Raw genomic sequence first — 25,853 nt, 5'->3', positions numbered from 1 at the left:
CCCGTCCGCCGCTCGTTCCACAAACGCACACCCCGAAGGGTGATTGTTTGCTTCCCGCGCTCGACTTGCATGTATTAGGCACGCCGCCAGCGTTCGTCCTGAGCCAAGATCAAACTCTCCATAAAATAGCTTGCACATGGATGTGCTGATGCCGATGTTGCAACACGGATGTTGCGAACCTAGTCGGCGATCATTGAGTTCGCTCACTCATTACTTGACTAGCATGTTACTTCTTAACATATTGGTTGTTTTGTTCAGTTTTCAAAGATCAAATACTCACCGTCTTGTTTGCGACAGCTTTTATATTATATAAAAACCATTTTAATTTGTCAACGGTTTTTTAAATATTTTTTGTCGGTTGATTTACATAAAAATCAGCGACTTAGATAATATATCACCCTCAACAAGCAAAGTCAATAACAAATTAAAAGTAAAAGCTCTTGTAATCTTAACCATTACAAGAGCTTTAGAATTAACCTTAGTCTTTATGGCGCATTTGCGGGAATAATAGCACATCTCTAATTGATGGTGCATTGGTTAATAACATTACTAGACGATCAATCCCGATGCCTAAACCACCTGTAGGAGGAAGTCCATATTCCAATGCTTCTAAGAAATCTTCATCCATCTCATGAGCTTCATCATTACCAAGTTCTTTTTCTTTCACTTGCGCTTCAAAACGCTCGCGTTGATCTATCGGATCATTTAACTCAGAGAACGCATTAGCGTGCTCTCTTCCAACAATAAACAACTCAAAACGGTCAGTAAACCTATCATCTGATTTGTTCTTTTTAGCTAGTGGAGAAATTTCCACTGGATGACCATAAACAAATGTAGGTTGGATTAGCTTATCCTCTACACATTGTTCAAAGAACTCGTTAACTACATGCCCAAAAGTCATCGTATCTTTGATTTCTATACCATGATCTTTTGCAAGTGCTCTCGCTTCATCATCGCTCATTTTTTCCCAGAAGTCTACACCAGTATGCTCTTTTACAGCGTCAACCATGTGCACTCTTTTCCATTTAGGCTCTAAATTAACCTCTACATCACCATAAGGAATCGTTGTTGAACCAGTCACTTCTTTAGCAATGTGAGCCACCATGTTCTCTACTAAAGACATAATATCGTGGTAATCGGCAAATGCTTCATATAATTCGAGCATCGTGAATTCAGGGTTATGTCGAGTCGAAACTCCTTCATTACGGAAAACACGCCCGATTTCATAGACCTTTTCCATCCCACCAACGATTAGGCGTTTCAGATGCAATTCAATTGCAATACGCATATATAAAGGAATATCTAATGCATTATGATGTGTAATAAATGGACGAGCTGCTGCACCACCTGGTATGCCGTGCATCATTGGCGTCTCAACTTCTAAGAAACCAGCATCATCCAAATACCTTCTCATTGATTGTATTATTTTACTTCGCGTAATAAACGTATCCTTACTTTCTGGATTTGTAATTAAATCAAGATAGCGTTGACGATAACGTTGCTCGACATCTTTCAACCCGTGGAACTTTTCTGGTAATGGACGAAGAGATTTTGTTAACATACAGAAACTTACTGCTTTAACAGATAACTCACCAACGTTAGTTTTAAACATTGTTCCTGTCACGCCAACAATATCACCTAGATCTGCTGCATTAAATAATTCATAGGCTTCTTCACCTACCGCGTCTTTACGCACATATAACTGAATTTGGCCACTTAAATCTTGAATATGAGTAAAGCCCGCTTTTCCTTTTCCACGCTTTGTCATAATCCGGCCAGCAACAGTTACTACAACCGGATTCTCTTCTAGCTGTTCCTTTGAAAAATCTTCATACTTTTCTTTTAACTGATCTGACGAATGCGTACGTTCGAATCTATCTCCAAAAGGATCAATGCCTTTTTGACGAAAAGCCTCTAACTTGTCACGTCGAACGCGCATGTGTTCATTTAGTTCTTCTGACATCCTTTTCACTCCTAAAGTCTGATTTAATAAAACTATTATATTAATCTTTCTTACTTTAAGCAGAAATGTTAATAACAAAACTTATTTCATGATAACACAAGATTAAATAAATGCACTCACAAAAGACTAACAGCAACTATCTAGCTTCCTAGGCATTTTTAAAATACGCGATACAAATCCTCTATTATTGTAAAAGAATACTTATTTCACGTCATGAAACACTGTTATTCTGCCTCCAAGTTATAAGAACCCCATCTAATTACACTCTGCTTGTCCTCCTCAGGAATGAAGGAAAGTGCATTTGTAACATCATACTCAACTATAGGAAGATAAGCAATGGGGTTAATTTCATGTAACGGCACTAGCACAAAAGCCCTTTCATGCATTCTTGGATGTGGAATAACTAGACGCTCTGTCTTCATATTTTCTTGATTATATAACAAAATGTCAAGATCAATTGTGCGAGGACCCCATCTTTTAATTCTTTTTCTGCCAAGCGTTTGTTCAATACGCTGACAAACATCTAATAACTCAATGGAAGCAAGCGTCGTCTCTACTTCGATAACCATATTTAAAAAACTAGCTTGATCGGTAAATCCAACCGGATCTGTTTCATAAACAGAAGATACCTTTTTCACAGAAATGTTTTCGCTTTTTGTTAGCATTTTTATAGCCTGATCTAAATATTCAAAACGAGGTGTTATGTTTGAGCCAAGCGCTATATAACTAATAGGCATTACAACCGACTCCGATATATTTCAACTGCAACCCCTTGATAGTGTCCAGGTATTGGCGGGTCTGGTTTGTCTACCTTCACACGGCAAGCATGTAATAAAGAAAAATCCAATAGTAATTTTGAGGCAATAGCTTCTGCTAATGCTTCTAACAAATGAAACGGCCTACCCTCCACAATTTCTTTCATTGTTTCAAATACGGCGCCATAATTGATCGAATCTTCCATGTTATCAGAACGACCCGCTTGCTGTAGATCAAGCTCTAGTTCTAAATCAACAAAAAAACGTTGTCCAAGCTTCGTCTCTTCCGGAAACAAACCATGATAACCATAAAAAGCGCATTTATGTAAATATATTTTATCCATTTGTATTTTCCCCTTTCTGAATCATAGCATCCATCATTTGAGCCATGCGAGCGTTCATTTCTACGTTATGAACTCTAACAAAGTCGACTCCTTTCGTTATGCCATAACACGTCGTAGCCCCTGTTGCCTCGTCGCGCTGGTCTACTGGTAAGTTTGTCACTTTGGCGATCATTGATTTTCTTGAGGTTCCTAGTAAAATAGGGAAACCAAGGTCAACAAATTGATCCAATGTCCTCATTACCTCTAAATTCTGTTCTAGAGTCTTCGCAAAACCGACTCCAGGATCTAAAATTATTTGTTCAGGAAGTACTCCTGATTGTTGCGCGATCGTTATACTCTCTTTCAAATCTGTTTTTACATCTTCCAAGAAATTATTGTAATTCAGTTCTTTTCGGTTATGCATTAAAATAAGCGGCACACCTTTTTCTACAGCGACACTTGCCATTTTTCGGTCGTATTTTGCTCCCCATACGTCATTGATCATATCTGCGCCAGCTTCGATCGCTTTGCTTGCGGTCTCTGCTTTAAATGTATCAATAGAAATAGGTATCGACACCGCTTCTCGAATCGCTTCTATTACTGGAACCACTCTTCTAATTTCTTCTTCTTCCGAAACCGGCGTATGTCCAGGCCTAGTCGACTCCCCACCAATATCAATAATATCGGCACCGTCTTTAACCATCTTTATTGCCTGATCAACAGCTCTATCCAAATCAGTGTATTTCCCTCCATCAGAAAAAGAATCTGGAGTCACATTGAGAATTCCCATTATCATTGTTTTTTTATTTAAATTAAGTGTTCCGTGGTTTGTTTTTATCATCCGATTCACAAGCTGTCACCTTTTCTATTTATTTTATCATCTATTAATCAAATTAATCATATCTATATTAACTTTAACAGAAAAAGCAACTTCTTTTAACTAGAAGTTGCTTCAACATGATTACTTATTCATTGTCAAACTGGTATAACGGTGTTGATAAATAACGCTCTCCGTTACTAGGGATAACGGCTAATACTTTCTTTCCTTTCCCTAACTTCTTGGCAACTTGTTTTGCTGCATAAATTGCAGCACCTGATGAAACGCCACCTAATAACCCTTCTGTCTTGGCAGCTTCACGCGCGGTAGCATATGCATCTTCGTTACTGACAGTAAGTACGTGATCATAACTATCGGTATCAAGCACCTTCGGAATAAAGCCTGCACCAATACCTTGGATTTTGTGTGGTCCTGGTTCGCCGCCAGAGAGTATCGCAGACGCTTCAGGTTCTACAGCGTAAATTTCAATATTTTTATAGTTTTGTTTTAATACCTTACCAGCGCCCGTAATCGTACCACCCGTTCCAATACCAGCTACAAATGCGTCTAATTGATCTCCCATTTGCTCTACAATTTCTACTCCCGTTGTTTGTTCATGGATCGTTGGATTCGCTTCATTTTGGAATTGTTGTGGCATGAAATATTGATGCGCTTGCTGCAATTCTTCAGCTTTTTTAATTGCACCTTTCATTCCTTCTGCACCAGGCGTGAGAACTAATTCAGCACCGTATGCACGAAGAAGATTACGACGTTCCAAGCTCATGGTATCCGGCATTACTAAAATTGCTCGGTAGCCTTTAACCGCAGCCACCATCGCCAAGCCAATACCCGTATTCCCACTAGTCGGTTCTACAATCGTATCTCCAGGTTTTAAATCGCCTTTTTCTTCTGCAGCCTCTATCATCGCTAAGGCAATACGGTCCTTAACTGAGCTACCAGGATTCATGAATTCTAACTTTACATAAACATCTGCTTCATTCTCTGATGTTAAACGATTCAACTTTACGATAGGGGTGTTTCCAATTAACTCCGCAATAGATTGCGCTATTTTCATTTTACCACTCCTAATTCCGAGTAATCTTATTTGTTTAATATAACTGTATGCAAAATCAATTACTTTGTCAACTAATTTCAATTAAATTACTGCCATTTTTACTGATAAATCCACTCTACCTCCAAATCATTCCATAACTTGGATGCATCGGGATGGTCCGCCATTCTCTCTAAAGCAATTTCGCGCCGGATATGTGCATGAAGCTGCTCATACGAAAGGTCGACCTCAGGTAGATAATGATGCAAATAAACAATAGCTATCCCTTCTGTTGTTTGAATAGGCTGACTGTAAGTGTGATCATCTAACTGTTGTGTCTGTTCATAATATTCACTTGGTATAAAACTACTACTTTCTGTATAAAACCCTAAATAACCGCCACTACTTTTTGTTTCTTCATCTAATGAATATTTTTGTGCTAAAGCTGAAAAAGACGTTCCCTCATCCAATTCTTCCATTATTTTATCTGCTACACCCTCATCCGATACAATAATATGTGACAATTGTACGGTCGGAGAGAAATTATATTGATCCCCGTATTTATCATAATAAGCACGAATTTCTTGTTCGGAAACAGATATATCCCGTGTTACAAGCTCTTCTAGATACAGGCGCTCGGTAACTTCTTTAGCCCATTTTTTTTTCTTATCTTTGATGGCATCTTTAGATAACGGTCCTTCCATCGTGGCGAGTAATGAGACTTCTAACTTTAATACACCCTTATTAATGGAGAGATCTTCTTGATCCGCCAGCTGTTTAATAACTTGTGTATCAATCATATCTTGTAATGCCTTTTTTCCGTATTGATTTTCTAAATAACTTAACCAATCTTTATATTTAATTTTTTCACCATTCACCTTAGCTACTGGTTTTCGAGATTCAAAGTCAACGGAGTAATCAACATCTCCAGTACTGCTGTTCCACCACCAAAGACCTAATGTGACTATATTCGTTAACAAAAGACCGAGTATGATACCCAATACTAGCTTGCGCCTCATCTTCTCTCTCCTTATGATTGTTTTAATTCCTGCAACTCTTCTTCAGAGACAGTATAGACTTCATTACAAAAATGACAAGTAGCCTCTGCACCGTGGTCTTCTTCAATCATCTTATCAATCTCTTCATTCCCTAACCCCCGAATAGCGTTTTTAATTCGATCAATTGAGCAGAAGCAAGAAAAAGTAACAGGTAAAGATTCATGTATTTTTATATTTTCTTCTCCCAATAAAATTGCTAATATTTGTTGAGGTGTATTCCCTTCTCTAATCAAAGTGGAAATTGCAGGCATTGTAGCGATTTTTTCTTCAACTTGTGAAATGGTTTCATCCGTTGCACCGGGCATAACTTGAATAATGAATCCTCCTGCAGCAAGAATACTATGATCCGGATTAACTAACACACCCGCACCAACAGCTGAAGGGACTTGCTCTGAATTGGCAAAATAATAAGTGAAATCTTCACCTATTTCTCCAGATATAATTGGAACTTGTCCTGTAAAATTTTCTTTTAAACCTAAATCTTTTACGACACTTAAACTACCAGATGTTCCTACCGCTCGAGCAACATCTAATTTTCCTTTACTGTTTAAATCAAAATCAACGTGAGGATTCGTAATATAACCGCGCACTTCGCCGTTAGCATTTGCATCAGCAACGATTGGTCCAGTTGGTCCGTCTCCTTCCACTTTTACCGTTAATTTATCATTTCCTTTAAGCATTGCGCCCATCATTGTAGTAATCGTAATCGTTCGACCCAGCGCTGCCGAAGCTGTTGCCCACGTATCATGTCGTCTTCTCGCTTCTTCCACTGTTTCCGTTGATTGTATTGCATATGCTCTGATTGTGCCGTTAAATGCTGTCGCTTTAATTAGATAATCCTTCATTTACAAAAATACCCCTTTATTTTTTAGTTTTCTATAAATTGTGTACAACCCTTTTAACGTAAGTGCAGGATCTACTATGTCTATTGTGCTCGACTCATCTGACATTAACGTAGATAGACCACCAGTAGCAAGGACTGTAGGTTCTTTTGGACTGACTTTCTTAAACCTGCGCACCACTTCATCTACTTGTCCAACATATCCATAATAAATGCCAGATTGCATCGCTTCTACAGTAGAATGGCCAATAATTTGTTCAGGATGCGTTATTTCTACTTTAGGTAATTTAGCGGCTCTCGTGTAGAGTGCTTCTAACGAGATATTTATTCCCGGTGCAATCGCGCCACCAACGTATTCTTCATGTTCGTTAATATAGCAGTAGGTTGTGGCTGTCCCAAAGTCAATAATAATTAGTGGTGCTCCATACTCTTCAATTGCACCAATCGCATTAACAATTCGATCAGCCCCTAATTCCTTTGGATTTGGATACTTGATTTTTAATAAAGATTCCATTGATTGATTTCCAACAATAATTGGATCTTGTTTGAAATATTTTTTCGACATACTATCTAGCGCATACATAATCGGAGGAACAACAGAGGAGATAATCACTCCTTTAATGTCATTAAACGATATGGATTCATGTTGAAAAAATGATTTAATTAGCATAGCAAATTCATCTTCTGTTTTATCTCTATCTGTTTTAATTCGCCATTGATATTTTAACGTATCTTCTTTAAAAATACCTAACACTGTATTTGTATTCCCTACATCCAACACAAAAATCATTGTGATCACCAACTCTATATGAATTTAAAAACTGTTTTTAATAAAACTATATTTTTGACTAATTTTATCGTTTCTTATCTTTTAATTCAAATACGAGTAACTCGTATGTATTCTACATTAATTACTCAAATAAAAAAGGAGGGTGACGTAAACACCCTCCTTTTTTACGCATTATTCTTTTTTATCTGAATCTGCATCCTCTTCTGTTTCTTGCTCTTCTGTGTGATGTTCAGTCGTTTTTTCATCAGATGATTTTGATTGAATATTCACTTTCACATCTTGATTACTTGACTCATCTGTTTCCACAGTTGGTTCTGGTGCTTTACCATCTTGTTCGGAAACAACAGGCTCAGGCATTACACCCTCTTCAAACAGAGACTTAATCTGTGACGCATCTAATGTTTCCACTTCTAACAATGTTTGAGCAACTAATTCTAGCTTATCTTTATTTTCAGTAAGAATTTCTTTCGCTCTTGCGTAACATTGGTTAATAAAGCTTTGGATTTCTTGGTCAATTTCATATGCAATGGCATCACTGTAATTCGATTCATTCTGCATATCGCGACCTAAGAACACTTGACCACCAGAGCTACCAAATTGAAGCGGTCCAATTTTCTCACTCATACCGTACTCTGTAACCATCTTACGTGCAATATTTGTAGCACGCTCAAAGTCATTATGAGCACCTGTACTTACTTCACCAAAGATAACTTCTTCTGCTACACGACCACCAAGTAGTCCAGTAATCTTGTCTAAGAGTTCTGGCTTTGTCATAAAGTAACGATCTTCTTTTGGTAACATAACTGCATAACCACCAGCTTGACCACGTGGAACAATCGTAACCTTGTGAACCATATCCGCATCATCTAATACCATGCCAATAATTGTATGTCCACTTTCATGATAGGCAACAATATTTCTTTCTTTCTTAGAAATAACACGACTCTTCTTAGCAGGTCCAGCGATTACACGATCAATGGCCTCGTCTACATCAACCATTTCGATTTTTTGTTTATCGCCACGAGCTGCAACTAGTGCCGCTTCGTTTAATAAGTTTTCTAAGTCTGCACCCGAAAATCCAGGCGTACGCATTGCAATTGTTTTTAGTTCTACATCTTCAGCAAGCGGCTTATTACGCGCATGTACTTTCAATACATCCTCACGCCCACGTAAGTCCGGACGATCTACTGTAATTTGACGGTCAAAACGACCAGGTCTTAATAACGCAGGGTCTAAAATGTCTGGACGGTTTGTTGCAGCAATAATGATTATTCCTTCATTTTCACCGAAGCCATCCATTTCAACTAATAGTTGGTTTAATGTTTGTTCACGTTCATCGTGTCCGCCACCTACTCCGGCTCCACGTTGACGTCCAACAGCATCAATTTCATCAATAAAGATAATACATGGTGCATTCTTCTTCGCGTTCTCAAATAAATCACGTACACGAGAAGCACCAACACCAACAAACATCTCAACGAAATCAGAACCACTGATAGAGAAGAACGGCACGCCTGCTTCACCAGCAACTGCTCGCGCAATCAATGTTTTACCTGTTCCCGGTGGTCCAACTAATAACACACCTTTAGGGATTTTCGCACCAATTGCAGCGAATTTTCGCGGATCTTTTAAGAAATCAACAACTTCTACTAGTTCTTGTTTCTCCTCGTCCGCTCCGGCAACGTCCTTAAATCTAACCTTTTTCTTCTCTTCACTATACATCTTAGCCTTACTCTTACCAAAGTTCATCACACGACTACCACCGCCCTGTGATTGGTTAAGTAGGAAGAAGAATAAGATAAATATAATCACAAACGGAATTAAAGAGGTTAATATCGTTAACCATGCACTCGGTTGTTCTTCTTCTTTTATATCAATAATCCCTTGCTCTGAACCCTGTTTTGTAATTTCAGCAACAATTTCAGGGTTATCTGGAATGTTTGTTACAAATGAATTATTTTCTTCATCCGTTAATGTTCCAGTAATGCGCATGACACCATTAGAGGGCCTCATGTCCATTTCAGCAATATTTCCTTTATCAAACTGTTCCATAAATTCACTTACACTAAATTCTTTTTGTTGATTATTTTGTCCTGTAAAAACTCCCATAACGGAAATTACTACGATAAATATAACAAAATAAAAAATAACATTACGTACAATTCTGTTCATTGCCTACCTCCTCCCAAGCGAGAAAACTATAGTAAATAGTATCATAATAAAAAGGGCGATTACAACTATTTGTATTTTCCTATCATTATGTTACTGTAACTTTCTTACGTTATATCTATTTCAAATTAAAACAAGGAGCGTCTTGTCTTGTTTACTAGACGTTATTCTCCACCATAAATATGTGGCTTCAACACACCGATGTATGGCAGATTGCGATATTTCTCTTGATAGTCCAAACCATATCCAACAACAAACTCATTCGGAACTTGGAAGCCTACAATATCTGCTTTAATATCTACAGTTCGGCCTTCTGGTTTATCTAACAATGTGACAATTTTAATTGACTTTGCTTTACGGTATTTAAACAGATCAACTAAATAGCTTAGTGTTAAACCACTGTCGATAATATCTTCAATGATTAACAAATCTCTACCTTCTACCTTTGTGTTTAAATCTTTTTCAATTTTAACCTCACCTGATGAGCGCATTTCCCCACCATAGCTAGATACATCCATAAAATCCATTTCTAAATATGTATCCATACAACGAAGGATATCAGACATAAACGGCAACGCTCCCTTTAGTACTCCTATAGCTAACGGGAAGCGGTCTTGATATTCTTCAGATAATTGTCGACCTAAATCTTGACATTTTTGTTCGATCTCTTCTTGTGAAACCAATATTTTTTCAATATCTTTATGCATTCCGATCCTCCTAATAAAGTTCTGCTCCCCTATATTCTAGTTGAATATATTGATTTACTTGTTTTTGGTTTGGAATCATTCCTTTAGTTAAGCCTATTATCCATAATACATGTCCTTCTTGATCAATAACTAATGGCCATTGGTCTCTTTTCTGTAACGGGATCTTCTTATCAATAAAGATGTCCTTAACTTTTTTACTACCTCCTAATCCCTTTACATGCATTCGATCACCTGGTTTTCGATAACGAACAACGAATGAAGCATATTTCTCTGAGTCGCTTACTGGTAATATTAATGTATTCTTCCCATTAATAGTTGAAATATTATCATCGGTAACAGTTGCCAGTACGATGTCACCTGAAGGTAAAGTGATTTGCCCAGGAACAGGTAATGAAGTAGAAAAAAACGGTGCATCTTCTTGATTAAATGTAAACAGAATTGTTTCATAAGCTTTATGTAATTTCAAACCATTTGGTAAGTCTATCGTCACGTTCGCACGATTGCTATGAATTAGGTTCAAAAAGTACTGTTCATGTTCATAAGATAACCCAGAAGGAATAGTGTGATATAGATAGTTTAATATTAGATGAAACATTCGTCTTTGTAAAGCAAACGGATATGTTTTCACAAGATTAATTGATAGATTTACAGCTGATTGTGTCATTGGAAAAACTAAAACTTTTTTCAAGGCTTTTTTCGCTTGCTCTTCCAAATAATCTTGATCCGCTCCAATTGATTCACTTAACCTTTGAATGGAATGATGAAGGCTTGGGTTTTGCTCCTTTAACAATGGCAAAAGATGTTTTCGGAAATAGTTTCTAGTGTACACATCCTCCTCATTCGATGGATCAAGCCTCGGAGTAATCCCATTTTCTAAACAATACATCTTGATCATTTCTTTATTAATAGCTAAAAATGGACGGACAATATAACCTGTGGCAAAAGGGCGCTTCAGTGGAATACCTTTTAAAGCACTAGGATTTGCACTTCTTGTCATACGCATAAACATCGTTTCGATTTGATCATCTCCGTGATGCCCTAGCACAAGATAATCTGCGTCGTATTGCTTCATTTTTTCCTCAAAAAAAGAATACCTCAGTCTTCTCGCTGCATCTTGGGTACCTAGATGTTCTTCTCGTTTTAGTTTAGGAACATCTACTATGCCAGCCTCAAAAGTAATATTATGCTTCAAGCAGTAATTGCGGACAAATTCTATATCGGCCGAGGCGTCCTCACCACGCAAACAGTGGTTAATCGCTACAGCAATAATCGTCCAATCCCAAACTTTTTTTTTCGCTTGTAAATAATGAAGTAACGCCATCGAGTCTGGTCCACCAGATACGCCAACGATAAGTGTTGCACTCTTGTGAAATAGCTGATGTTGTTTTATAAAATGGTCTACTTTTTGATTTAGCATGTGCTTCTCATCTTCTTTCCAAGATTGATAAACAAGTCTATCCTATCATGTTTGCCACAACTTGAACAACATAAGACGATGATTTAAAAGTGTCATCTACAAATGTATGTTAAATGAAGAAGTAATAGACAAGAAAAAACAACGCAGAACTAACTCCGATCACTGACGTTTCGATTAAGGGAAGCACGGTATCTCCAGCTACTTGTTTATTTGTTATGGATTGGTGACGGAACATGGGTGTTGTTTGCCTTTTTATTAAGATACGATTTAAATCATTTAACATCTGTGCACTTGTTTGATAATGCCCGCGTAACGCTCGCTCTAAGCATACTCGATAAGGCTGAAGAACTGTTGCTTGCCTAAGCTTTTCATTTAAGGTTTGCTCTGGATTTTTACCTCTGTCAAACTGATTTGGATAAGCATAATGCAAAGCAAGCATAACAACAGCAAATAAATCATAGCTTGGTTCAGCTTTTCTAGTACCAAGCTGCCAATAACCACGATCGTAAAACTCTGTATATTCTTTAATAGAACGACCTATTTGCGTGGTTCCGCCAACATCAATCCATCGCACTCTAGGAGGCATATCTGTCACAAGCACATTATCTAGCTTTAAGTCTCCAAACACCCACCCTTGTTGATGCAATCGATCTAAGTCTGATAATACTTGTAATAAAAAAACCCCAAGCCAATCTTTGCTTCTTTTTTTTAAGAATGCGGAAACTGGTATTCCCTTCACATACTCCATCACATAAAAAGAGTAGCGAATACCGTTAGATAATACGAAATCATCTACATCAAACAAAGAAGGCCCAAGTAAAGTACCTTGGACCTTGTTCAATTGCTTTAAAACATTCACTTCAGTAGTAATTGATGCACTTTTGTCACTTATTTTTAGTGCTACTCTTTTGCCATCACTTCGCTCACATAAATAAACAGATCCGATTGCACCTTTTCCAAGTAAAGAGATTACTTTATAACGTTGCTTATGCCAATGACCATAAATTAATGAGCCTGGCCGAAGATTAATTACCTGTTTGCTCAAATGTGGATTCATCTTCTCGCTTCCTACTCCTCATTAATTTTGATTTTCCAAATTGATACATTGCTTCTTTTAATGCTGGACCTGTTGGTGTAATACCACCACTTGTAAGCTTCGGAAAGACGGAAGCCATTGCATCTAGCTTCTCGGACCAATCAATAATTTGTTTAATTGTTTTTCGTTTATCAGGGAAAGAATAAATCGCAAATCTATTTTTTCCAATCCTTGCATTCATACTAATAGACAAATCCATTAAAGCTTCTTTCACTGTTGGCAGCTTATTTTGCATACTTGCACTCGTATCCACTAACACAAGCACTTCTACATTACATGTTTCTCCTAGATCCTCAACTACTTCCATCACTTCACCACGTTGCTCTGGCGGCAAAGAATCAACTGTTTGTCCTGGTCCTAGAATTTGCTTTAGTTCCTGGTTTACTACACCTTGTAACGTCTGTGTCATCGCCTGCTTCGTTACTGTTTGAACCGTTTGTGATAGTGCTTGTTGATAAACAATTTGACTTACACCCTCGCCTGCTTCAGCTATTTCCTCGACTTCTTCAAGACCTGGTGGATTTTCTCTTTGACTATCTTCTAATACACCAATCACATTGACAGCTATTCCTTGCTGAGCCACCAATGTAGCAATCATGGCAGGATCTTCCCCTTGATTCGAACAACCATCTGTTATTAATAAAATTTGCTTCAATGTTCCTTTTCTCATTTTTTCATGCTCCTCCTACGCCTTTATCCTTCAGCCTTTTTCTTAGCATCATTGTCGACAGATTCATAGGATTTTATACGAGCCAATAAGAAAAATATTAGTTTGCTTGCCTTTGATAAAAAGGAATGGTCGCCCATTTCGGTTGGAATTTCGAAATTTTTGCAACAACTAATGTCATATCATCAACAATTGCGCCCTCTGTTGCTCGAATGACTTCTTCTAATAAAATATCAGCCACTTCTTGAGGCTCATCTGTTTCCAACTCTCTTAACTTCCGCTTCAACCAAGCATCCATGTTTTCTATATGTTTTGGTCCATCAAAAATGCCATCACTTGCCATGATTAGCATGTCCCCATCTTTAAGCTCATCATGAACTACCTCTACATCGACATCCGAGATGATACCAATCGGTAAGTTACTTGCTTGAATCATGTGAAGCTGATTTCCACGCTTAACAAAGCTTGGTGTGGAACCAATTTTCAAAAACTGCACACCTGCATGATGTAAATCTATAACGGCAAGATCCAGCGTAGAAAATATTTCATCATTTGTGCGTAACGAAAGCACAGAATTAATTGACTTTATTGCTACGTGCTCATCAATACCAGATTGAAGAATCTGCTGTAAAAGTCTTAGTGTTTCTGAGCTTTCTTCGTGTGCCCTAGTTCCATTCCCCATGCCATCACTGATTGCAAGTGCATACTTTCCAGAGCTCAGTTCCATTGCTGAATAGCTATCACCAGAAATAAAGCCACCTCCTCTGGCTGCGTGTGCTACACCAACATCGACAACAAAGTTTTTGGCAGAGGCGAAACATAAGTGACAGTACCCATTTGGTAAAGGTGACGTTTCTTCCGTTTTTACCACAACCGATTCTTGTAAAATATCAGAAAGAAGCGGAGCAATAATCTTCTGTCCTTCCCCGTGATATTCATAAACAGATAAATTCATTTCGATATCTATATTTCCTTTTTTTAAACTGTAAATATCTAATTTCATTATTTCGAAACCCATTTGTTTTAATGCAGCAACAATATCCATCTCTTGTTGTTCATGGTTTTCTCTTTCTTTCACTATTTCTTTAGCAAAGTCACCCATTACTTCTGATACACCTAATAATTGATCTGCCACAAAGCGGCGACTCTCTCCTACCTGCTTTTTTAACTGTTGATTTGCTTGATAGTAAGATAACTCTTCTTTCATTACTTCATAAATTTTATTTGACTTTACACAATGATTAGCAAACTGACAATGTAATACTTTATCTACCCTTTGATGTTGCTCTAAATCTTGTTTTACATCGTTCATTAATTCATATGTTTTATCAAATTGTTGGACCCAGCAACGTTCTTTTTTAAAGCAGCTTTGGCACGTTCGCTCTGTCACATTACTTAAAAAATAGTCCATTTCTTTTTCCTCTTGTGTCACTTTTACTTGTTGTATTTTCTGCATGTCAAAGCTTTTGGATAACGCTTGGAACACATTGGAGAATTGCTCCATGCGATTCGCTGTCGCATCTCTTACTTTTTGAACATATAGCTGCTGCTCTTTTGCATGCTCACTTGTTCCAGGTATGTAGCGTGCAACAGTACGTATTAACCGCAAAGGAGTTAATAAAAATAGTCCAACCGCAAAACTTGTTTCTAACAGTGAGACCGTCAAAACAATGGCGCCTTCTCCATAAAAACCAAGTAATACAGTCCCAATCATTAAACCTAAACTAACCCCTATTTTTCTCCACTCCTTTAGCAAACCACCTAAAAGACCACCAAAAGCTAATAAACTCATTTGATAAATACTTCCAACGCTTGCTAAGCTTAAGATTAATCCAGCTACTACCCCAACAGTAGATCCAATTGCAGCACCACCAATATATGAAAGCCATAACACAAGATATCTAGATGCAATTTGCTCTACATTTGCACCGAAAATTTGCCAACCAATCATTCCTGTTAGTAAGGAACCTAAAAGAATGATTAAAGAAATAACCTCTTCATTCTTTAAAGTAGGATTATATCTTTTTGGTGATAATAAAGGCACACTTTGCATAAAGATTAATACTAAGACAGCACTTAGAGTTGCTTCTGTGCCCGCAAGCATCCATTCATATAATGTTAATGACTCAAATAAAGCATAAGCAACCAATCTTGGTAATAAGCTTGAACAAAAGACAATGATTGGAATGATCTTATGTTGGTGTTTCAAAGAGCGACAGATAGCAGCAAAAAAAATAAATGTAAGTGTTGCTAAAGCGATATAGAAACTATGCTGTCCAGTAATAGTTAAACTACTAGCTACCATAACTAACATTATTGGGCGTGCTTTTTCTTTTCGTAAAAGCCAAATCGAAGCGAGATAAGCAAGTACAAATGGTGACAATGATTCCAAAACAACTGCTCGTCCTAGTAAAAAAGCAATAATATATAAGATGCCACCTTGCTCCAGCATAAGTTTTCGAGTTGCATCTTTCCACTGCGCTTTTCCCTTCTTCGTTTTCTTTTCATATCTACCTATCACGTTTGGTCCAGATAATGTTTCCAACATACCTTCACTCCTTGTATAGTATGTTGATAATTAAAGCACAGTTCATTGCATTTTTTTGTCAAAACCTCCCACCAATCGTATCAAAATGTTCGACGATTTTCTGCTACATCACTTTATATTCACCAAGAACCTTTCAATCATCGAAAATTGGTTCCCCCTTTTTTCTTGAAGCAACACCTATTTTGATACGATATTTATTGATATAATCCGTGTTTTTCATTTAAACTATTGACAGTATGTAATTGCTATTGTAATATATCACTTGTGACTTTAAAGTAATATACATGGCGGCGTAGCTCAGCTGGCGAGAGCGTACGGTTCATACCCGTGAGGTCGTGGGTTCGATCCCCTCCGCCGCTACCATTTTTCAAACCTTGTTACTATACATATAAAGTACAAAAAGATGGCATCCTTTAGGAGACCATCTTTTTTTCGTATAATTATGGTATAACATAGCTACCCCTAACCTGTTTAATAGATAGAATATGCGCCTAACTCACGTAATAATACAAGCACAGCTGTTAAAACAACCATCGTTACAATTGCAACCGTATCTCGTTTTTTCCAAGCTAGCTTCCGAAAGCTAGACCTCGGCTTAGATGATTGATAACCTCTCACTTCCATCACATCTGCCATATCTTCTGCTCTCTTTAAAGAACTAACGAATAGTGGCATAATAATCGGAGCTAACTTCTTCATCTGTTCAACTAATGATCCTTCACCAAATGTTGTCCCTCTTGCTCTTTGTGCGTCCATGATCTTCTGTGTTTCATCTAGTAGATTTGGAATAAAACGAAGCGCGATCGTGAGCATTAACGAAATATCATCTACCGGTACTTTAATCAACCGTAATGGAGAAAGCAGTGCATTAATTCCATCGGTCAAATCGATCGGTTTTGTTGTTAAAGTAACTACCGTTGAAATAAAAATAATCATTACAAATCGACAAAAAATAAACACACCATTAATTAAGCCATATTCTGATATGGTAATTGGGCCCCAGTTTACATACACGGTTCCACCTGCAGTAAATAAAACCTGTAACGAAACTGTAAAAAGGATTAGCCAGATTAACGGTCGCACACCTCGAATATACATTTTAAAAGAAATACCAGATAGTCGCATGACAAATATAGTGAACAAGCCTAATAAAAGATAGCCTTGCCAATTAACCGCAATAAATAAAATAGCAATAAAACTAATCGCTGCAACAAGCTTTGCTCTGGGGTCTATTTGATGTAACCAGGACTCACCCGGAAAATATCTTCCTAAAATTAGTTTGTTCATGCTAGTCCCACCTCAATTAAGGACGCTACTAAATCATCGATGGTTAAGCAAACTTTTGGTAACTTTACGTTTGCTTCCTTTTCTATGCGTAACTGAAATCGCCTTGCCTCAGGTAAATCAAGAGACCAAGATTTCAGTTGTTGCACATCATCAAAAAAAGTATGTACTGGCTTGTGCGCTACGACTTCTCCATGTTCCATAACAACAACATCATCTGCATATCGCGCAACATCATTCATCTCATGTGTAACTAATAGCGTAGTAATCCCCTTTGATTCATGTAGGTTTTTCACCAGAGTCAAAATTTCATCTTTCCCTTTTGGATCCAAGCCGGCTCCTGGTTCATCTAGAACGAGCACATCAGGGTTCATTACTAACACACCAGCGATCGCCACACGTCGTTGCTGTCCACCCGATAATGAAAATGGAGATTTAGCCAGAATCGACTCTTCTAAGCCAACTAATGCAATCGCTTCTTGTGCTAATTGTTTGGCTTCTTGCTTTGACACACCAAAATTTAAAGGCCCAAAACAAATGTCTTGCTCGACCGTTTCGGCAAACAGTTGTGCTTCTGGAAACTGAAACACCATTCCTACCGTTTGTCTGATGCTTTTTAGTACAGCTTTACTTGGGGAATCAGCAGTTATTGTTTGGTCACCAACTTGAATTGTTCCTGTTGTAGGAAGAAGCAATCCGTTTATTGTTTTAAGCAAACTAGACTTCCCTGCACCAGTATGACCAACGATTGCTGTAAAAGACTGACTAGGGAGACAGAGGTTTACTTGTTGTATAATGTTTTTACTTCGAATAGGACCGATTTGATAATCTGCTGCTACCCCTTTAAAATTCACCTGCATAACCAATCCACCATTTCGTCTTCTGTCATATAGCTTTGTGGTACTGCGCTTCCTTTTTCAGCTAATTTACGTCGCAACTGTTCTGCAAAAGGGGGGGATAGCTGATCATTATTGATAAATATTTGTTCCGGAATACCATCTTGAATAATAGTTCCGTTATCCATTACAATGATGCGATCTGCTAATGCTGCTTCATTCATATCATGTGTAACAGAAATAATCGTAATATCATTTTGCTCTCTAAGCTTTTTTAACGTTGATAAAAGTTGTATTCTGCTTCTTGGATCAAGCATCACCAACGCCTCATCCAACATAATCACATTCGGCTTAAAAGCCAGAATACCCGCTATAGCAACTCGTTGCTTTTGACCACCAGATAAGCGGGAGGGATCTTGATTGCGATAACTATCCATACCAACTAACTTTAATGCTTCATCAACCGTTTGCTTCATCTCATCATAAGAAATATTATTATTCTCTAACCCAAAAGCAATATCATCTTGCACAGTAGTACCGATAAATTGATTTTCAGGGTTTTGAAATACTAATCCTATCTTTTTTCGGATATCCCACTTTGTTTCATCATTTAACCTTACGCCATCAATCGTGATTGTTCCACGTTCAGCTTTTAACAATCCAGCAAGTAAACGAACTAGCGTTGATTTGCCTGAACCATTACCACCAACAATCGCTACCCATTCCCCTTGTTTAATGGAGATTGAGATAGCTGACAAGGTATGATCATCCTTACGTAAGTCATAGCGAAACGTAAGATTATCCACTTCTACGATTGTCTTTTCAGCTACCAACACTATCCATCTCCTTCTTTTCGAAAGTTATTCTCTTTCATTTTAGTAGAACAATACCGTTATTGCTAATAGCATCGCAAATGAACCATTTACTAAGACTAGGTTTTTTACTGCAACACTAAATGTCTCCGATTTTACTTGCTTGTTATTAAACGTGCGAACAAGTTGATACACTGGATAGCTTACTAGCAAGATAATCAGCAAGATGGAAGGTAACAATCCTAACAATACAGCCAACACAATAGAGATAAATGATAAAATGTATAACCCATTAAATAGCCAAATCGCATATTTTTTCCCTATATAATATGGTAAAGTAAAACGCTGATTACGAATATCTTCTTCTAAGTCACAAATATTATTGGCAAGCATTAAGTTAGCAATGGTAAATACACACGGAATACTAATTAATATAATTTCTAAGACTAACAATATATCTGCCTGTAAGCTAATCATTCTACCTTGCCATAATAGTTGTACAATTCCTTGATCAAATGCGTTGACATAAATAGATAGGAACAATATGCCAAAACCCATTGTTATCCCCGAAAAAATTTCTCCTAACGGCATTCTAGAAAACGGTATTGGTCCAAACGTATAAAATATCCCAATACCGAAGCATACCATCCCTACTAACAACACAAATAAATCTGTTCGGAAAACAAGCCAAATTCCTAATACCGTAGCGATAGACAATAAACTTAAAATTGTTATAACGACAACTCGTTCAGATATATTTTGTTGGCCAATTACATTATGCTCTCTCCGATATGCTTCAGAAGATGCTTTCCGATAATCCATATAATTATTAATCGCAGTAGTTGTTAAATCAAAGGTAAGCATAGAAAGAAAAAAGATTGCTGTATTTAATGGTTGAAAGGAATCATAACGATAATAAACAAACAAACAACCAATTAAAAACGGAAATACACTTGCAATTTTAGTTTGAATTTCTACTAATTTTAAAAATGTAGCGATGGACATCTGATCTCCCCTTACTATAGTTCTTCTCTATTTCCTAATTTAAATGATTCATTCGTTAACTCGAATTCGTCATCTAAGCCTGAAGTAATATATACTTGCTGGTCTTTATCAACAAAGATCGCCTCTACACCTTCTTGTTTTTCAATGTGTGTTAATCCATCCTTTAAACCTTTAGAAAAAATTAAAGTAGACAGTGCATCCCCATCTATCGATTTTTCACTCACGATTGTCACACCAGCAATTTCATTCTCATATGGATAACCATTAAGCGGGTTCAAAATATGATGATATCGTTCACCATCTACTTCTAAATACCGCTCATATATACCCGAAGTAACGATGGATTGATTACTCGCTTCTATTTTACCCACAATTTGGCCACGCTCTGTAAATGGATCTTGCACACCGACCGTCCACTCTTTTCCAGAAGGATTATTACCTTTCACATAAATATTTCCACCTAAATCAATAATAGCTGTCGTAACTCCTTCTTCATCTAACAACTGTGTTACTTTATCCGCAATAAACCCTTTTGCAATAGCACCTAAATCCATTCCCATTCCTTTATCCTCTAAGTATACCGTCTGTTCTTTTTCATCTAGTAAAACTTTTTGATAATTAATTAAAGGTAGGACAGCATCTATTTCTTCTTGTGTTGGTTTTTTTGCGTCTTCATACCCGATATGCCATAGTGAAGTTAAAGGACCAACAGTAATATCAAACGACCCTTCCGCTTGTTCGCTATAGCTTTTTCCAGCTTGGATTAGATTAAAAACATCTTCAGATACTTCTACTGGAGCTTCTCCGGCAGCGGTATTAATTTGATCGATTTGTGAATTTGCTTCACCTACTCCGATTTGACCAGCAAGTTGTTCCATTTCATTAAAGGCGAGACTTAAAACATCTTCCTTTCCTTCATCATAAATCTTTAACGTCACAACAGTACCCATCATAAATTCTGTTTTTTTATAAGGTGATTCTAATACTTTCTGTTCATTAGTATTACAACCCGTTATAACGAATATAATTAACGATAGCATCAACACATATTTCTTTTTCAACATTGTCAAAACCTCTCTAACATGAAATAATAAATATAAATTAAATTATTATAAATGTGAACTTTTTCACATTTTTCCGAAATAAGTATAGCATCTTCTTCATTATAGTGTCTATATCCTATACCTTTGATTAATACTACCATAGCACGGTTAAAAGTTAGTTGTATAGGTATTTTATACAACATGTGAAAACTTATTGAACTTTATAGTTTAAAATTTTTATTAAAGTTGTGAACTTTTTAGATTTATTTATATATAATCTTTAAAAACTCACTAGACATAGGCACGAACTAGAGGTACAATTATAAGCGGTTGTTCAGACTTTCACAACGTTGATATTATTGATTTTTATTTTATAAGGAGTGAATAGATATTATGGCAAACAAGAATATTGTCATTATCGGTGCTGGTTATGCTGGTGTACACGCAGCTAAAAAATTAGCTAAGAAGTACAAAAAAGACGACTCAGTTACAATCACGTTAATTGATCGCCATTCCTATCACACGATGATGACAGAATTACACGAAGTAGCAGCACACCGAGTAGAGCCAGATGCAATTCAATTTGACCTACGAAAGTTATTTAACCGCACGAAAGTGAATTTAGTAACTGACAACGTAACACATGTAGATCATGATACGAAAAAAGTTACGACAGCACACGGAGAATACGACTACGATTACCTGATTTTAGGTATGGGTGGCGAACCAAATGATTTTGGTACTCCTGGTGTAGGTGAGCATGCTTTCACACTATGGTCTTGGGAAGATGCCGTGAAGCTTCGCGAGCATATTGAGAAGACAGTAGCAAAAGCTGCAACTGTACATGACGAAGCAACACGTCGTTCTATGCTAACCTTTACTGTATGTGGTTCTGGATTTACCGGAATTGAAATGGTTGGTGAATTAATTGAATGGAAAGAACGCTTAGCGAAAGACAACAAACTAGATGCAGAAGAAATCTCACTATACGTTGTAGAAGCTGCTCCAACGATTTTAAATATGCTAGAAAGAAAAGATGCTGATAAAGCAGAAGCATATTTAAACAAAAAAGGTGTTAAAATATTAAAAGATTCACCGATTGTTGAAGTAAAAGCAGAAGAAATTATTTTAAAATCAGGAGACACACTACCTACACATACGTTGATATGGACAGCTGGTGTAAAAGCGAACTCTGATACAAAAGATTACGGTATGGAGACTGCACGCGCTGGTCGTTTAAAAGTAAACGAATATATGGAGTCTGAGCAATACGATAGCGTTTATGTTATTGGTGACTTAGCTTACTATGAAGAAGAGCCAGGAAAGCCAACACCACAAATTGTTGAAGCAGCTGAACAAACAGGTACGACTGCTGCTAAGAACATTATCGCTGAAATTAGTGGTGGTGACAAAACATCTTATGAAGGTAAATATCACGGTACAATGGTATCTATCGGTGCCAGATACGGTGTTGCAAACTTAATGGGTGTTTCACTAAGTGGATGGTTTGCGAACTTTATGAAACATATGGTTAACCTTTATTATTTCATGGGTATTGCAAGCGGCTATTATATGGTTCAATATATCCGTCATGAGTTCTTTGAAACAAAAGATAAACGTAACATCTTCCGCGACTTCTTAACACGCTACGGTAATGTGTTATGGAGCTTGCCACTACGAGTCTTTGTCGCTGGATTCTGGTTAGTTGAAGCCGGTACAAAAATTTGGGGTAAAGAAACATTTGAAAATGCAATCTCTAGTTGGTCTACCGTACCTGATCTATTCAAAGGATTAGGTGAAGGATCATGGTTGGTTGGCGATACCGTTCGTCTTCCGTTTGAATGGTTACAAACAGCTACTAGTGGAGCAAGTGCATCTGCCTCAGCTACGGAATGGGCAACACCAATTTTAAGTAAAATGCCAGGGATCTTTGAATGGTTTATGAAAATTGTTCTTCCAACTCCAGAAATGGCGATCTTTATGCAAAAATTCATGGTGTTTGTTGAATTAGCAATTGGTTTAGCTATTTTAGGTGGATTATTCACATGGTTAGCTAACGCAGCAAGTGCTGGGTTCCTTGTTATGTTTACTTTATCTGCTATGCTTGGTTGGGATAAAGTATGGGCGTTACCAGCATCTATCGCTCTAATGAATGGATCTGGACGTACATTTGGACTTGATTATTGGGTAATCCCATTTATCCAACAAAAACTAGGCCGTTGGTGGTATGGAAAAGAAAGTGCCATTTATCAAGATAAAAAATAAGTAGATGAAAAAAAGGCGATTGGCTCATATTTACTTGAGCCACTCGCTTATCTTCTTTATTCTATGTATTTAAAAAGACATGAAAGGGGAATAAGAATAAAAGCAGTACAACTTCTTTTCTTTTTATTGCCCTTTACTGTTTTCTTAAAATCAAGATGATTTGGGGTGGTTTAGCTATGACAAAAAATCAACGACTCGTTTATATTGCCTTACTAGCAGCACAAGCCGTTATTATTAGCTTATTAGAGCGTGCCATTCCATTTCCTTTTGCTGTAGCTCCTGGTGCAAAGCTCGGCTTAGCAAACATCATTACATTGCTCGCTTTATACACCTTACCCACAAAGGATGCCTTTAAAGTAGTAAGCATTCGATTAGTATTAGCAACATTGCTAGGTGGAACGATATCGACTTTCATGTATAGTGCTGCTGGTGCATTACTCAGTTTTCTAGGGATGCTTTTTGTGAAAAACCTAGGGAGAAAGCATGTTAGTCTAATAGGTGTCAGCACGACTGGAGCTGTATTACATAATGTGGGCCAATTAATGATAGCAAGCTGGATCGCTCAAACCTGGACAGTCATGCTATATTTGCCTGTATTATCGTTTATCGGTATTTTATCTGGTATTGCTATTGGTATTGCTGCAAATTATATACTAACTCACGTAGAAAAATTACACTACTACATGGATTTGCGTGATTTAAGACAGCAGTGACAGCATAACTACTTTTAGAGAAAGAGGTTATCCTAATGCGTGTACATCCAATGTGGGATAAATATCCCGAACTTAAAAATGATTTAGAGAGTGTATTAAACCTCATTAATAGTAATATTCGTATTCGTGATAAAAAGGTAAATGCGATCATTAAAGAGATGATTTTTGCTGGGGGAAAATTACTTCGCCCTACTTACTCCCTGTTATGCTCAAACATTGGTCCAGACCAAGATAAAGAGCGAGCAATAGCTGTTGCTGCAGCATTAGAGACGTTGCATATGGCTACACTTGTGCACGATGACGTCATTGATGAGTCACCTACAAGACACGGACATCAAACACTACAAACAACGCATGGCAATCAATTCGCCATATACGCTGGTGACTACTTATTTTCTGTCTGCTTTAATATTCTATCGCGACACGCAACATCTCTCGCTCAACTAGAATTTAATTCACGAAGCATGGAAAAAGTATTAACTGGAGAATTGGATCAGTTAAATGCACGTTATTTGCCACCAACCAGTGTAAAGAGTTATCTATCTCGAATCTCTGGAAAAACAGCTCAACTTTTTGCAGTTAGTTGTTACTCCGGCGCTGTGGATAGCAAAGCTACGAGGAGACAAGCATTAACCGCTTGGAATATGGGGCATTATATCGGTATGGCATTTCAAATTATGGACGACATTTTAGATTATCAAGGGAAAGCTCAAGAAGTTGGTAAGCCAATTATGGCGGACATACAACAAGGAATTTATACATTACCATTAATTTATGCAATGCAAAAACAAGCAGACGAATTAAAACCACTTTTATCAAAGAAAGATGCTTTACAAGCTATAGACATACAGCGCATTACAGAAATTATCGAGCAAGAGCAAGGCATACAAAAGGCCAAGAACTTAGCTGAACGCTATACAAAAAAAGCATTAAAGGAATTAAATAAATTACCTGATGGCACTTATAAAAATGATTTATACTCTATAACAATAGGTCTACTAAATAGAATCAAATAAAAAATCGGGCAATTGCCCGATTTTTTTGCTATTTCATACACTTAATCATTTACTGGAGTAAATTCAAATACTGCTTCTTCTTCTCCCATATCTACCGTTAAATGATAAGCTTCAAGGAACCATTTATCTTGCTGGGTGAAATAAAATGTAACACCTTCTACTTCATCAGAGATACCAATTTCTCCATCCTTCCCTACAGATACACCTAAAAAGTAATTAGAATGTGCAGTAGGGATACCCCCATACAATTTAACAAAAAAATGGACATACTGACCAGACTCTAAGCCCATCTCATCTATATACCATTTTGCCGCTTCTTCCGTTACAGTCAATGACATATGTGATAGTCACCTCCAATATCTTACACTATGGATATTATCTCTATTTTCTATTTATTAAACCATAATTGCAACCAAAATGATTGATAAAAAAAAGAACTATCTCAATAATGTACTGCACCCCAAAAGTTAGAGTGAAAATCTAACTTTTGGGGTGTATTTTTATGGCTAAATATAGTGAACAATTTAAATTAATGCTAGTAAAAGAATATCAAGATGGAAAATTGGGTTATGATATATTAGCAAGGAAGCACGGTATGAAAAGCAGTTCACCATTAAAAAGATGGGTAAAGGTATTTGAGAAATTTGGAGTGGAGGGATTAATGAGGAAAAAACATA

The 25,853-nt window shown here is 37.2% G+C and carries 24 protein-coding genes, 1 tRNA gene and 1 rRNA gene; 5 read left to right on the top strand and 21 right to left on the bottom strand.

Annotation, left to right across the window (positions count from 1 at the left end; all coding sequences use genetic code 11):
* The 15 genes from HP569_RS14040 to spoIIE form a co-directional block, all read right to left on the bottom strand.
* Positions 1–125: ribosomal RNA gene (locus HP569_RS14040) — 16S ribosomal RNA — on the bottom strand; the annotation flags it as partial.
* Positions 126–478: 353 nt separating this feature from the next.
* Positions 479–1,963: a lysine--tRNA ligase gene (gene lysS, locus HP569_RS14035; protein ID WP_182201786.1), complete on the bottom strand. Its 1,485-nt coding sequence runs from the start codon at positions 1,961–1,963 to the stop codon at positions 479–481.
* Positions 1,964–2,187: 224 nt separating this feature from the next.
* Entirely contained in the window at positions 2,188–2,700 is a 513-nt protein-coding gene (folK, locus tag HP569_RS14030; RefSeq protein ID WP_182201785.1) for a 2-amino-4-hydroxy-6-hydroxymethyldihydropteridine diphosphokinase, read from the bottom strand.
* Complete coding sequence (gene folB, locus HP569_RS14025; RefSeq protein ID WP_182201784.1) at positions 2,700–3,062, bottom strand: dihydroneopterin aldolase; 363 nt, start codon at positions 3,060–3,062, stop codon at positions 2,700–2,702. Before folB ends, folK begins: the two co-directional genes overlap by 1 nt.
* The gene (folP, locus tag HP569_RS14020; protein ID WP_182201788.1) at positions 3,055–3,882 is read right to left on the bottom strand and encodes a dihydropteroate synthase; all 828 of its coding nucleotides are present in this window, start codon (positions 3,880–3,882) and stop codon (positions 3,055–3,057) included. The genes folB and folP overlap by 8 nt, the downstream gene beginning before the upstream one ends.
* Before the next feature lie 124 nt (positions 3,883–4,006).
* Positions 4,007–4,933, bottom strand: a complete 927-nt coding sequence (gene cysK / locus HP569_RS14015) for a cysteine synthase A (RefSeq protein ID WP_182201783.1) — start codon at positions 4,931–4,933, stop codon at positions 4,007–4,009.
* A gap of 98 nt (positions 4,934–5,031) precedes the next feature.
* Positions 5,032–5,928, bottom strand: a complete 897-nt coding sequence (locus HP569_RS14010; protein ID WP_182201782.1) for a peptidylprolyl isomerase — start codon at positions 5,926–5,928, stop codon at positions 5,032–5,034.
* Positions 5,929–5,939: 11 nt separating this feature from the next.
* Positions 5,940–6,812: an Hsp33 family molecular chaperone HslO gene (gene hslO, locus HP569_RS14005; RefSeq protein ID WP_182201781.1), complete on the bottom strand. Its 873-nt coding sequence runs from the start codon at positions 6,810–6,812 to the stop codon at positions 5,940–5,942.
* On the bottom strand, positions 6,813–7,598 hold the full coding sequence (locus tag HP569_RS14000; protein ID WP_182201780.1) for a type III pantothenate kinase: 786 nt from the start codon (positions 7,596–7,598) through the stop codon (positions 6,813–6,815).
* A 171-nt stretch (positions 7,599–7,769) separates the two neighbouring features.
* Entirely contained in the window at positions 7,770–9,770 is a 2,001-nt protein-coding gene (gene ftsH / locus HP569_RS13995; RefSeq protein WP_182201779.1) for an ATP-dependent zinc metalloprotease FtsH, read from the bottom strand.
* Between the two features lie 161 nt (positions 9,771–9,931).
* Positions 9,932–10,474: a hypoxanthine phosphoribosyltransferase gene (gene hpt / locus HP569_RS13990; protein WP_182201778.1), complete on the bottom strand. Its 543-nt coding sequence runs from the start codon at positions 10,472–10,474 to the stop codon at positions 9,932–9,934.
* 10 nt (positions 10,475–10,484) lie between these two features.
* Positions 10,485–11,891, bottom strand: coding sequence for a tRNA lysidine(34) synthetase TilS (gene tilS / locus HP569_RS13985; RefSeq protein WP_182201777.1), 1,407 nt, complete (start codon positions 11,889–11,891; stop codon positions 10,485–10,487).
* A gap of 109 nt (positions 11,892–12,000) precedes the next feature.
* Positions 12,001–12,948 (bottom strand): serine/threonine protein kinase, encoded by a 948-nt coding sequence (locus HP569_RS13980; RefSeq protein WP_182201776.1) that lies wholly within the window; start codon positions 12,946–12,948, stop codon positions 12,001–12,003.
* Positions 12,917–13,657 (bottom strand): vWA domain-containing protein, encoded by a 741-nt coding sequence (locus HP569_RS13975; protein ID WP_182201775.1) that lies wholly within the window; start codon positions 13,655–13,657, stop codon positions 12,917–12,919. Before HP569_RS13975 ends, HP569_RS13980 begins: the two co-directional genes overlap by 32 nt.
* Positions 13,658–13,754: 97 nt before the next feature.
* Positions 13,755–16,202, bottom strand: coding sequence for a stage II sporulation protein E (gene spoIIE / locus HP569_RS13970; protein WP_182201774.1), 2,448 nt, complete (start codon positions 16,200–16,202; stop codon positions 13,755–13,757).
* A 286-nt stretch (positions 16,203–16,488) separates the two neighbouring features.
* On the opposite strand from spoIIE, the gene HP569_RS13965 reads away from it, so the two are divergent.
* Positions 16,489–16,565: transfer RNA gene (locus HP569_RS13965), tRNA-Met, on the top strand.
* Positions 16,566–16,673: 108 nt separating this feature from the next.
* Here the strand turns inward: HP569_RS13965 and HP569_RS13960 are convergent.
* From HP569_RS13960 to HP569_RS13940, 5 genes are read right to left on the bottom strand one after another with little or no spacing between them, the layout of a single operon-like run.
* Positions 16,674–17,489 carry an energy-coupling factor transporter transmembrane component T family protein gene (locus HP569_RS13960; RefSeq protein WP_182201773.1) on the bottom strand — a complete coding sequence of 272 codons (816 nt, stop codon included), beginning with the start codon at positions 17,487–17,489 and terminating at the stop codon, positions 16,674–16,676.
* Positions 17,486–18,346 (bottom strand): energy-coupling factor transporter ATPase, encoded by an 861-nt coding sequence (locus HP569_RS13955; protein ID WP_182201772.1) that lies wholly within the window; start codon positions 18,344–18,346, stop codon positions 17,486–17,488. Before HP569_RS13955 ends, HP569_RS13960 begins: the two co-directional genes overlap by 4 nt.
* Positions 18,337–19,158 carry an energy-coupling factor transporter ATPase gene (locus HP569_RS13950; protein ID WP_246367324.1) on the bottom strand — a complete coding sequence of 274 codons (822 nt, stop codon included), beginning with the start codon at positions 19,156–19,158 and terminating at the stop codon, positions 18,337–18,339. The genes HP569_RS13955 and HP569_RS13950 overlap by 10 nt, the downstream gene beginning before the upstream one ends.
* Positions 19,159–19,197: 39 nt before the next feature.
* Complete coding sequence (gene menA, locus HP569_RS13945; protein ID WP_182201771.1) at positions 19,198–20,139, bottom strand: 1,4-dihydroxy-2-naphthoate polyprenyltransferase; 942 nt, start codon at positions 20,137–20,139, stop codon at positions 19,198–19,200.
* 14 nt (positions 20,140–20,153) lie between these two features.
* Positions 20,154–21,203 carry an FAD:protein FMN transferase gene (locus tag HP569_RS13940; protein ID WP_182201770.1) on the bottom strand — a complete coding sequence of 350 codons (1,050 nt, stop codon included), beginning with the start codon at positions 21,201–21,203 and terminating at the stop codon, positions 20,154–20,156.
* Between the two features lie 372 nt (positions 21,204–21,575).
* Between HP569_RS13940 and HP569_RS13935 the strand changes: the two genes are divergently transcribed.
* From HP569_RS13935 to HP569_RS13925, 3 genes are all read left to right on the top strand, one after another.
* Entirely contained in the window at positions 21,576–23,447 is a 1,872-nt protein-coding gene (locus tag HP569_RS13935; protein WP_182201769.1) for an FAD-dependent oxidoreductase, read from the top strand.
* A gap of 176 nt (positions 23,448–23,623) precedes the next feature.
* Complete coding sequence (locus tag HP569_RS13930) at positions 23,624–24,160, top strand: Gx transporter family protein (protein WP_182201768.1); 537 nt, start codon at positions 23,624–23,626, stop codon at positions 24,158–24,160.
* Positions 24,161–24,195: 35 nt separating this feature from the next.
* The gene (locus HP569_RS13925; RefSeq protein ID WP_182201767.1) at positions 24,196–25,176 is read left to right on the top strand and encodes a polyprenyl synthetase family protein; all 981 of its coding nucleotides are present in this window, start codon (positions 24,196–24,198) and stop codon (positions 25,174–25,176) included.
* 41 nt (positions 25,177–25,217) lie between these two features.
* On the opposite strand, the gene HP569_RS13920 is transcribed toward HP569_RS13925, so the two are convergent.
* On the bottom strand, positions 25,218–25,514 hold the full coding sequence (locus HP569_RS13920) for a HesB/YadR/YfhF family protein (RefSeq protein WP_182201766.1): 297 nt from the start codon (positions 25,512–25,514) through the stop codon (positions 25,218–25,220).
* Positions 25,515–25,678: 164 nt separating this feature from the next.
* Here HP569_RS13920 and HP569_RS14640 point away from each other — a divergent pair.
* On the top strand, positions 25,679–25,853 hold a 175-nt coding region (locus tag HP569_RS14640; protein WP_182199881.1), incomplete at its 3' end, for a transposase.

Source organism: Paraliobacillus salinarum (assembly GCF_014083865.1).
GTDB lineage: Bacteria > Bacillota > Bacilli > Bacillales > Amphibacillaceae > Paraliobacillus > Paraliobacillus salinarum.
This window is presented reverse-complemented; position numbering and strand designations above follow the sequence as displayed.

Bases quoted from the DNA above. Each gene is read 5' to 3' on its own strand.
- lysS (WP_182201786.1), bottom strand. From the start codon at position 1,963: ATGTCAGAAGAACTAAATGAACACATGCGCGTTCGACGTGACAAGTTA.
- folK (WP_182201785.1), bottom strand. From the start codon at position 2,700: ATGCCTATTAGTTATATAGCGCTTGGCTCAAACATAACACCTCGTTTT.
- folB (WP_182201784.1), bottom strand. From the start codon at position 3,062: ATGGATAAAATATATTTACATAAATGCGCTTTTTATGGTTATCATGGT.
- folP (WP_182201788.1), bottom strand. From the start codon at position 3,882: ATGATAAAAACAAACCACGGAACACTTAATTTAAATAAAAAAACAATG.
- cysK (WP_182201783.1), bottom strand. From the start codon at position 4,933: ATGAAAATAGCGCAATCTATTGCGGAGTTAATTGGAAACACCCCTATC.
- HP569_RS14010 (WP_182201782.1), bottom strand. From the start codon at position 5,928: ATGAGGCGCAAGCTAGTATTGGGTATCATACTCGGTCTTTTGTTAACG.
- hslO (WP_182201781.1), bottom strand. From the start codon at position 6,812: ATGAAGGATTATCTAATTAAAGCGACAGCATTTAACGGCACAATCAGA.
- HP569_RS14000 (WP_182201780.1), bottom strand. From the start codon at position 7,598: ATGATTTTTGTGTTGGATGTAGGGAATACAAATACAGTGTTAGGTATT.
- ftsH (WP_182201779.1), bottom strand. From the start codon at position 9,770: ATGAACAGAATTGTACGTAATGTTATTTTTTATTTTGTTATATTTATC.
- hpt (WP_182201778.1), bottom strand. From the start codon at position 10,474: ATGCATAAAGATATTGAAAAAATATTGGTTTCACAAGAAGAGATCGAA.
- tilS (WP_182201777.1), bottom strand. From the start codon at position 11,891: ATGCTAAATCAAAAAGTAGACCATTTTATAAAACAACATCAGCTATTT.
- HP569_RS13980 (WP_182201776.1), bottom strand. From the start codon at position 12,948: ATGAATCCACATTTGAGCAAACAGGTAATTAATCTTCGGCCAGGCTCA.
- HP569_RS13975 (WP_182201775.1), bottom strand. From the start codon at position 13,657: ATGAGAAAAGGAACATTGAAGCAAATTTTATTAATAACAGATGGTTGT.
- spoIIE (WP_182201774.1), bottom strand. From the start codon at position 16,202: ATGTTGGAAACATTATCTGGACCAAACGTGATAGGTAGATATGAAAAG.
- HP569_RS13960 (WP_182201773.1), bottom strand. From the start codon at position 17,489: ATGAACAAACTAATTTTAGGAAGATATTTTCCGGGTGAGTCCTGGTTA.
- HP569_RS13955 (WP_182201772.1), bottom strand. From the start codon at position 18,346: ATGCAGGTGAATTTTAAAGGGGTAGCAGCAGATTATCAAATCGGTCCT.
- menA (WP_182201771.1), bottom strand. From the start codon at position 20,139: ATGTCCATCGCTACATTTTTAAAATTAGTAGAAATTCAAACTAAAATT.
- HP569_RS13940 (WP_182201770.1), bottom strand. From the start codon at position 21,203: ATGTTGAAAAAGAAATATGTGTTGATGCTATCGTTAATTATATTCGTT.
- HP569_RS13935 (WP_182201769.1), top strand. From the start codon at position 21,576: ATGGCAAACAAGAATATTGTCATTATCGGTGCTGGTTATGCTGGTGTA.
- HP569_RS13930 (WP_182201768.1), top strand. From the start codon at position 23,624: ATGACAAAAAATCAACGACTCGTTTATATTGCCTTACTAGCAGCACAA.
- HP569_RS13925 (WP_182201767.1), top strand. From the start codon at position 24,196: ATGCGTGTACATCCAATGTGGGATAAATATCCCGAACTTAAAAATGAT.
- HP569_RS13920 (WP_182201766.1), bottom strand. From the start codon at position 25,514: ATGTCATTGACTGTAACGGAAGAAGCGGCAAAATGGTATATAGATGAG.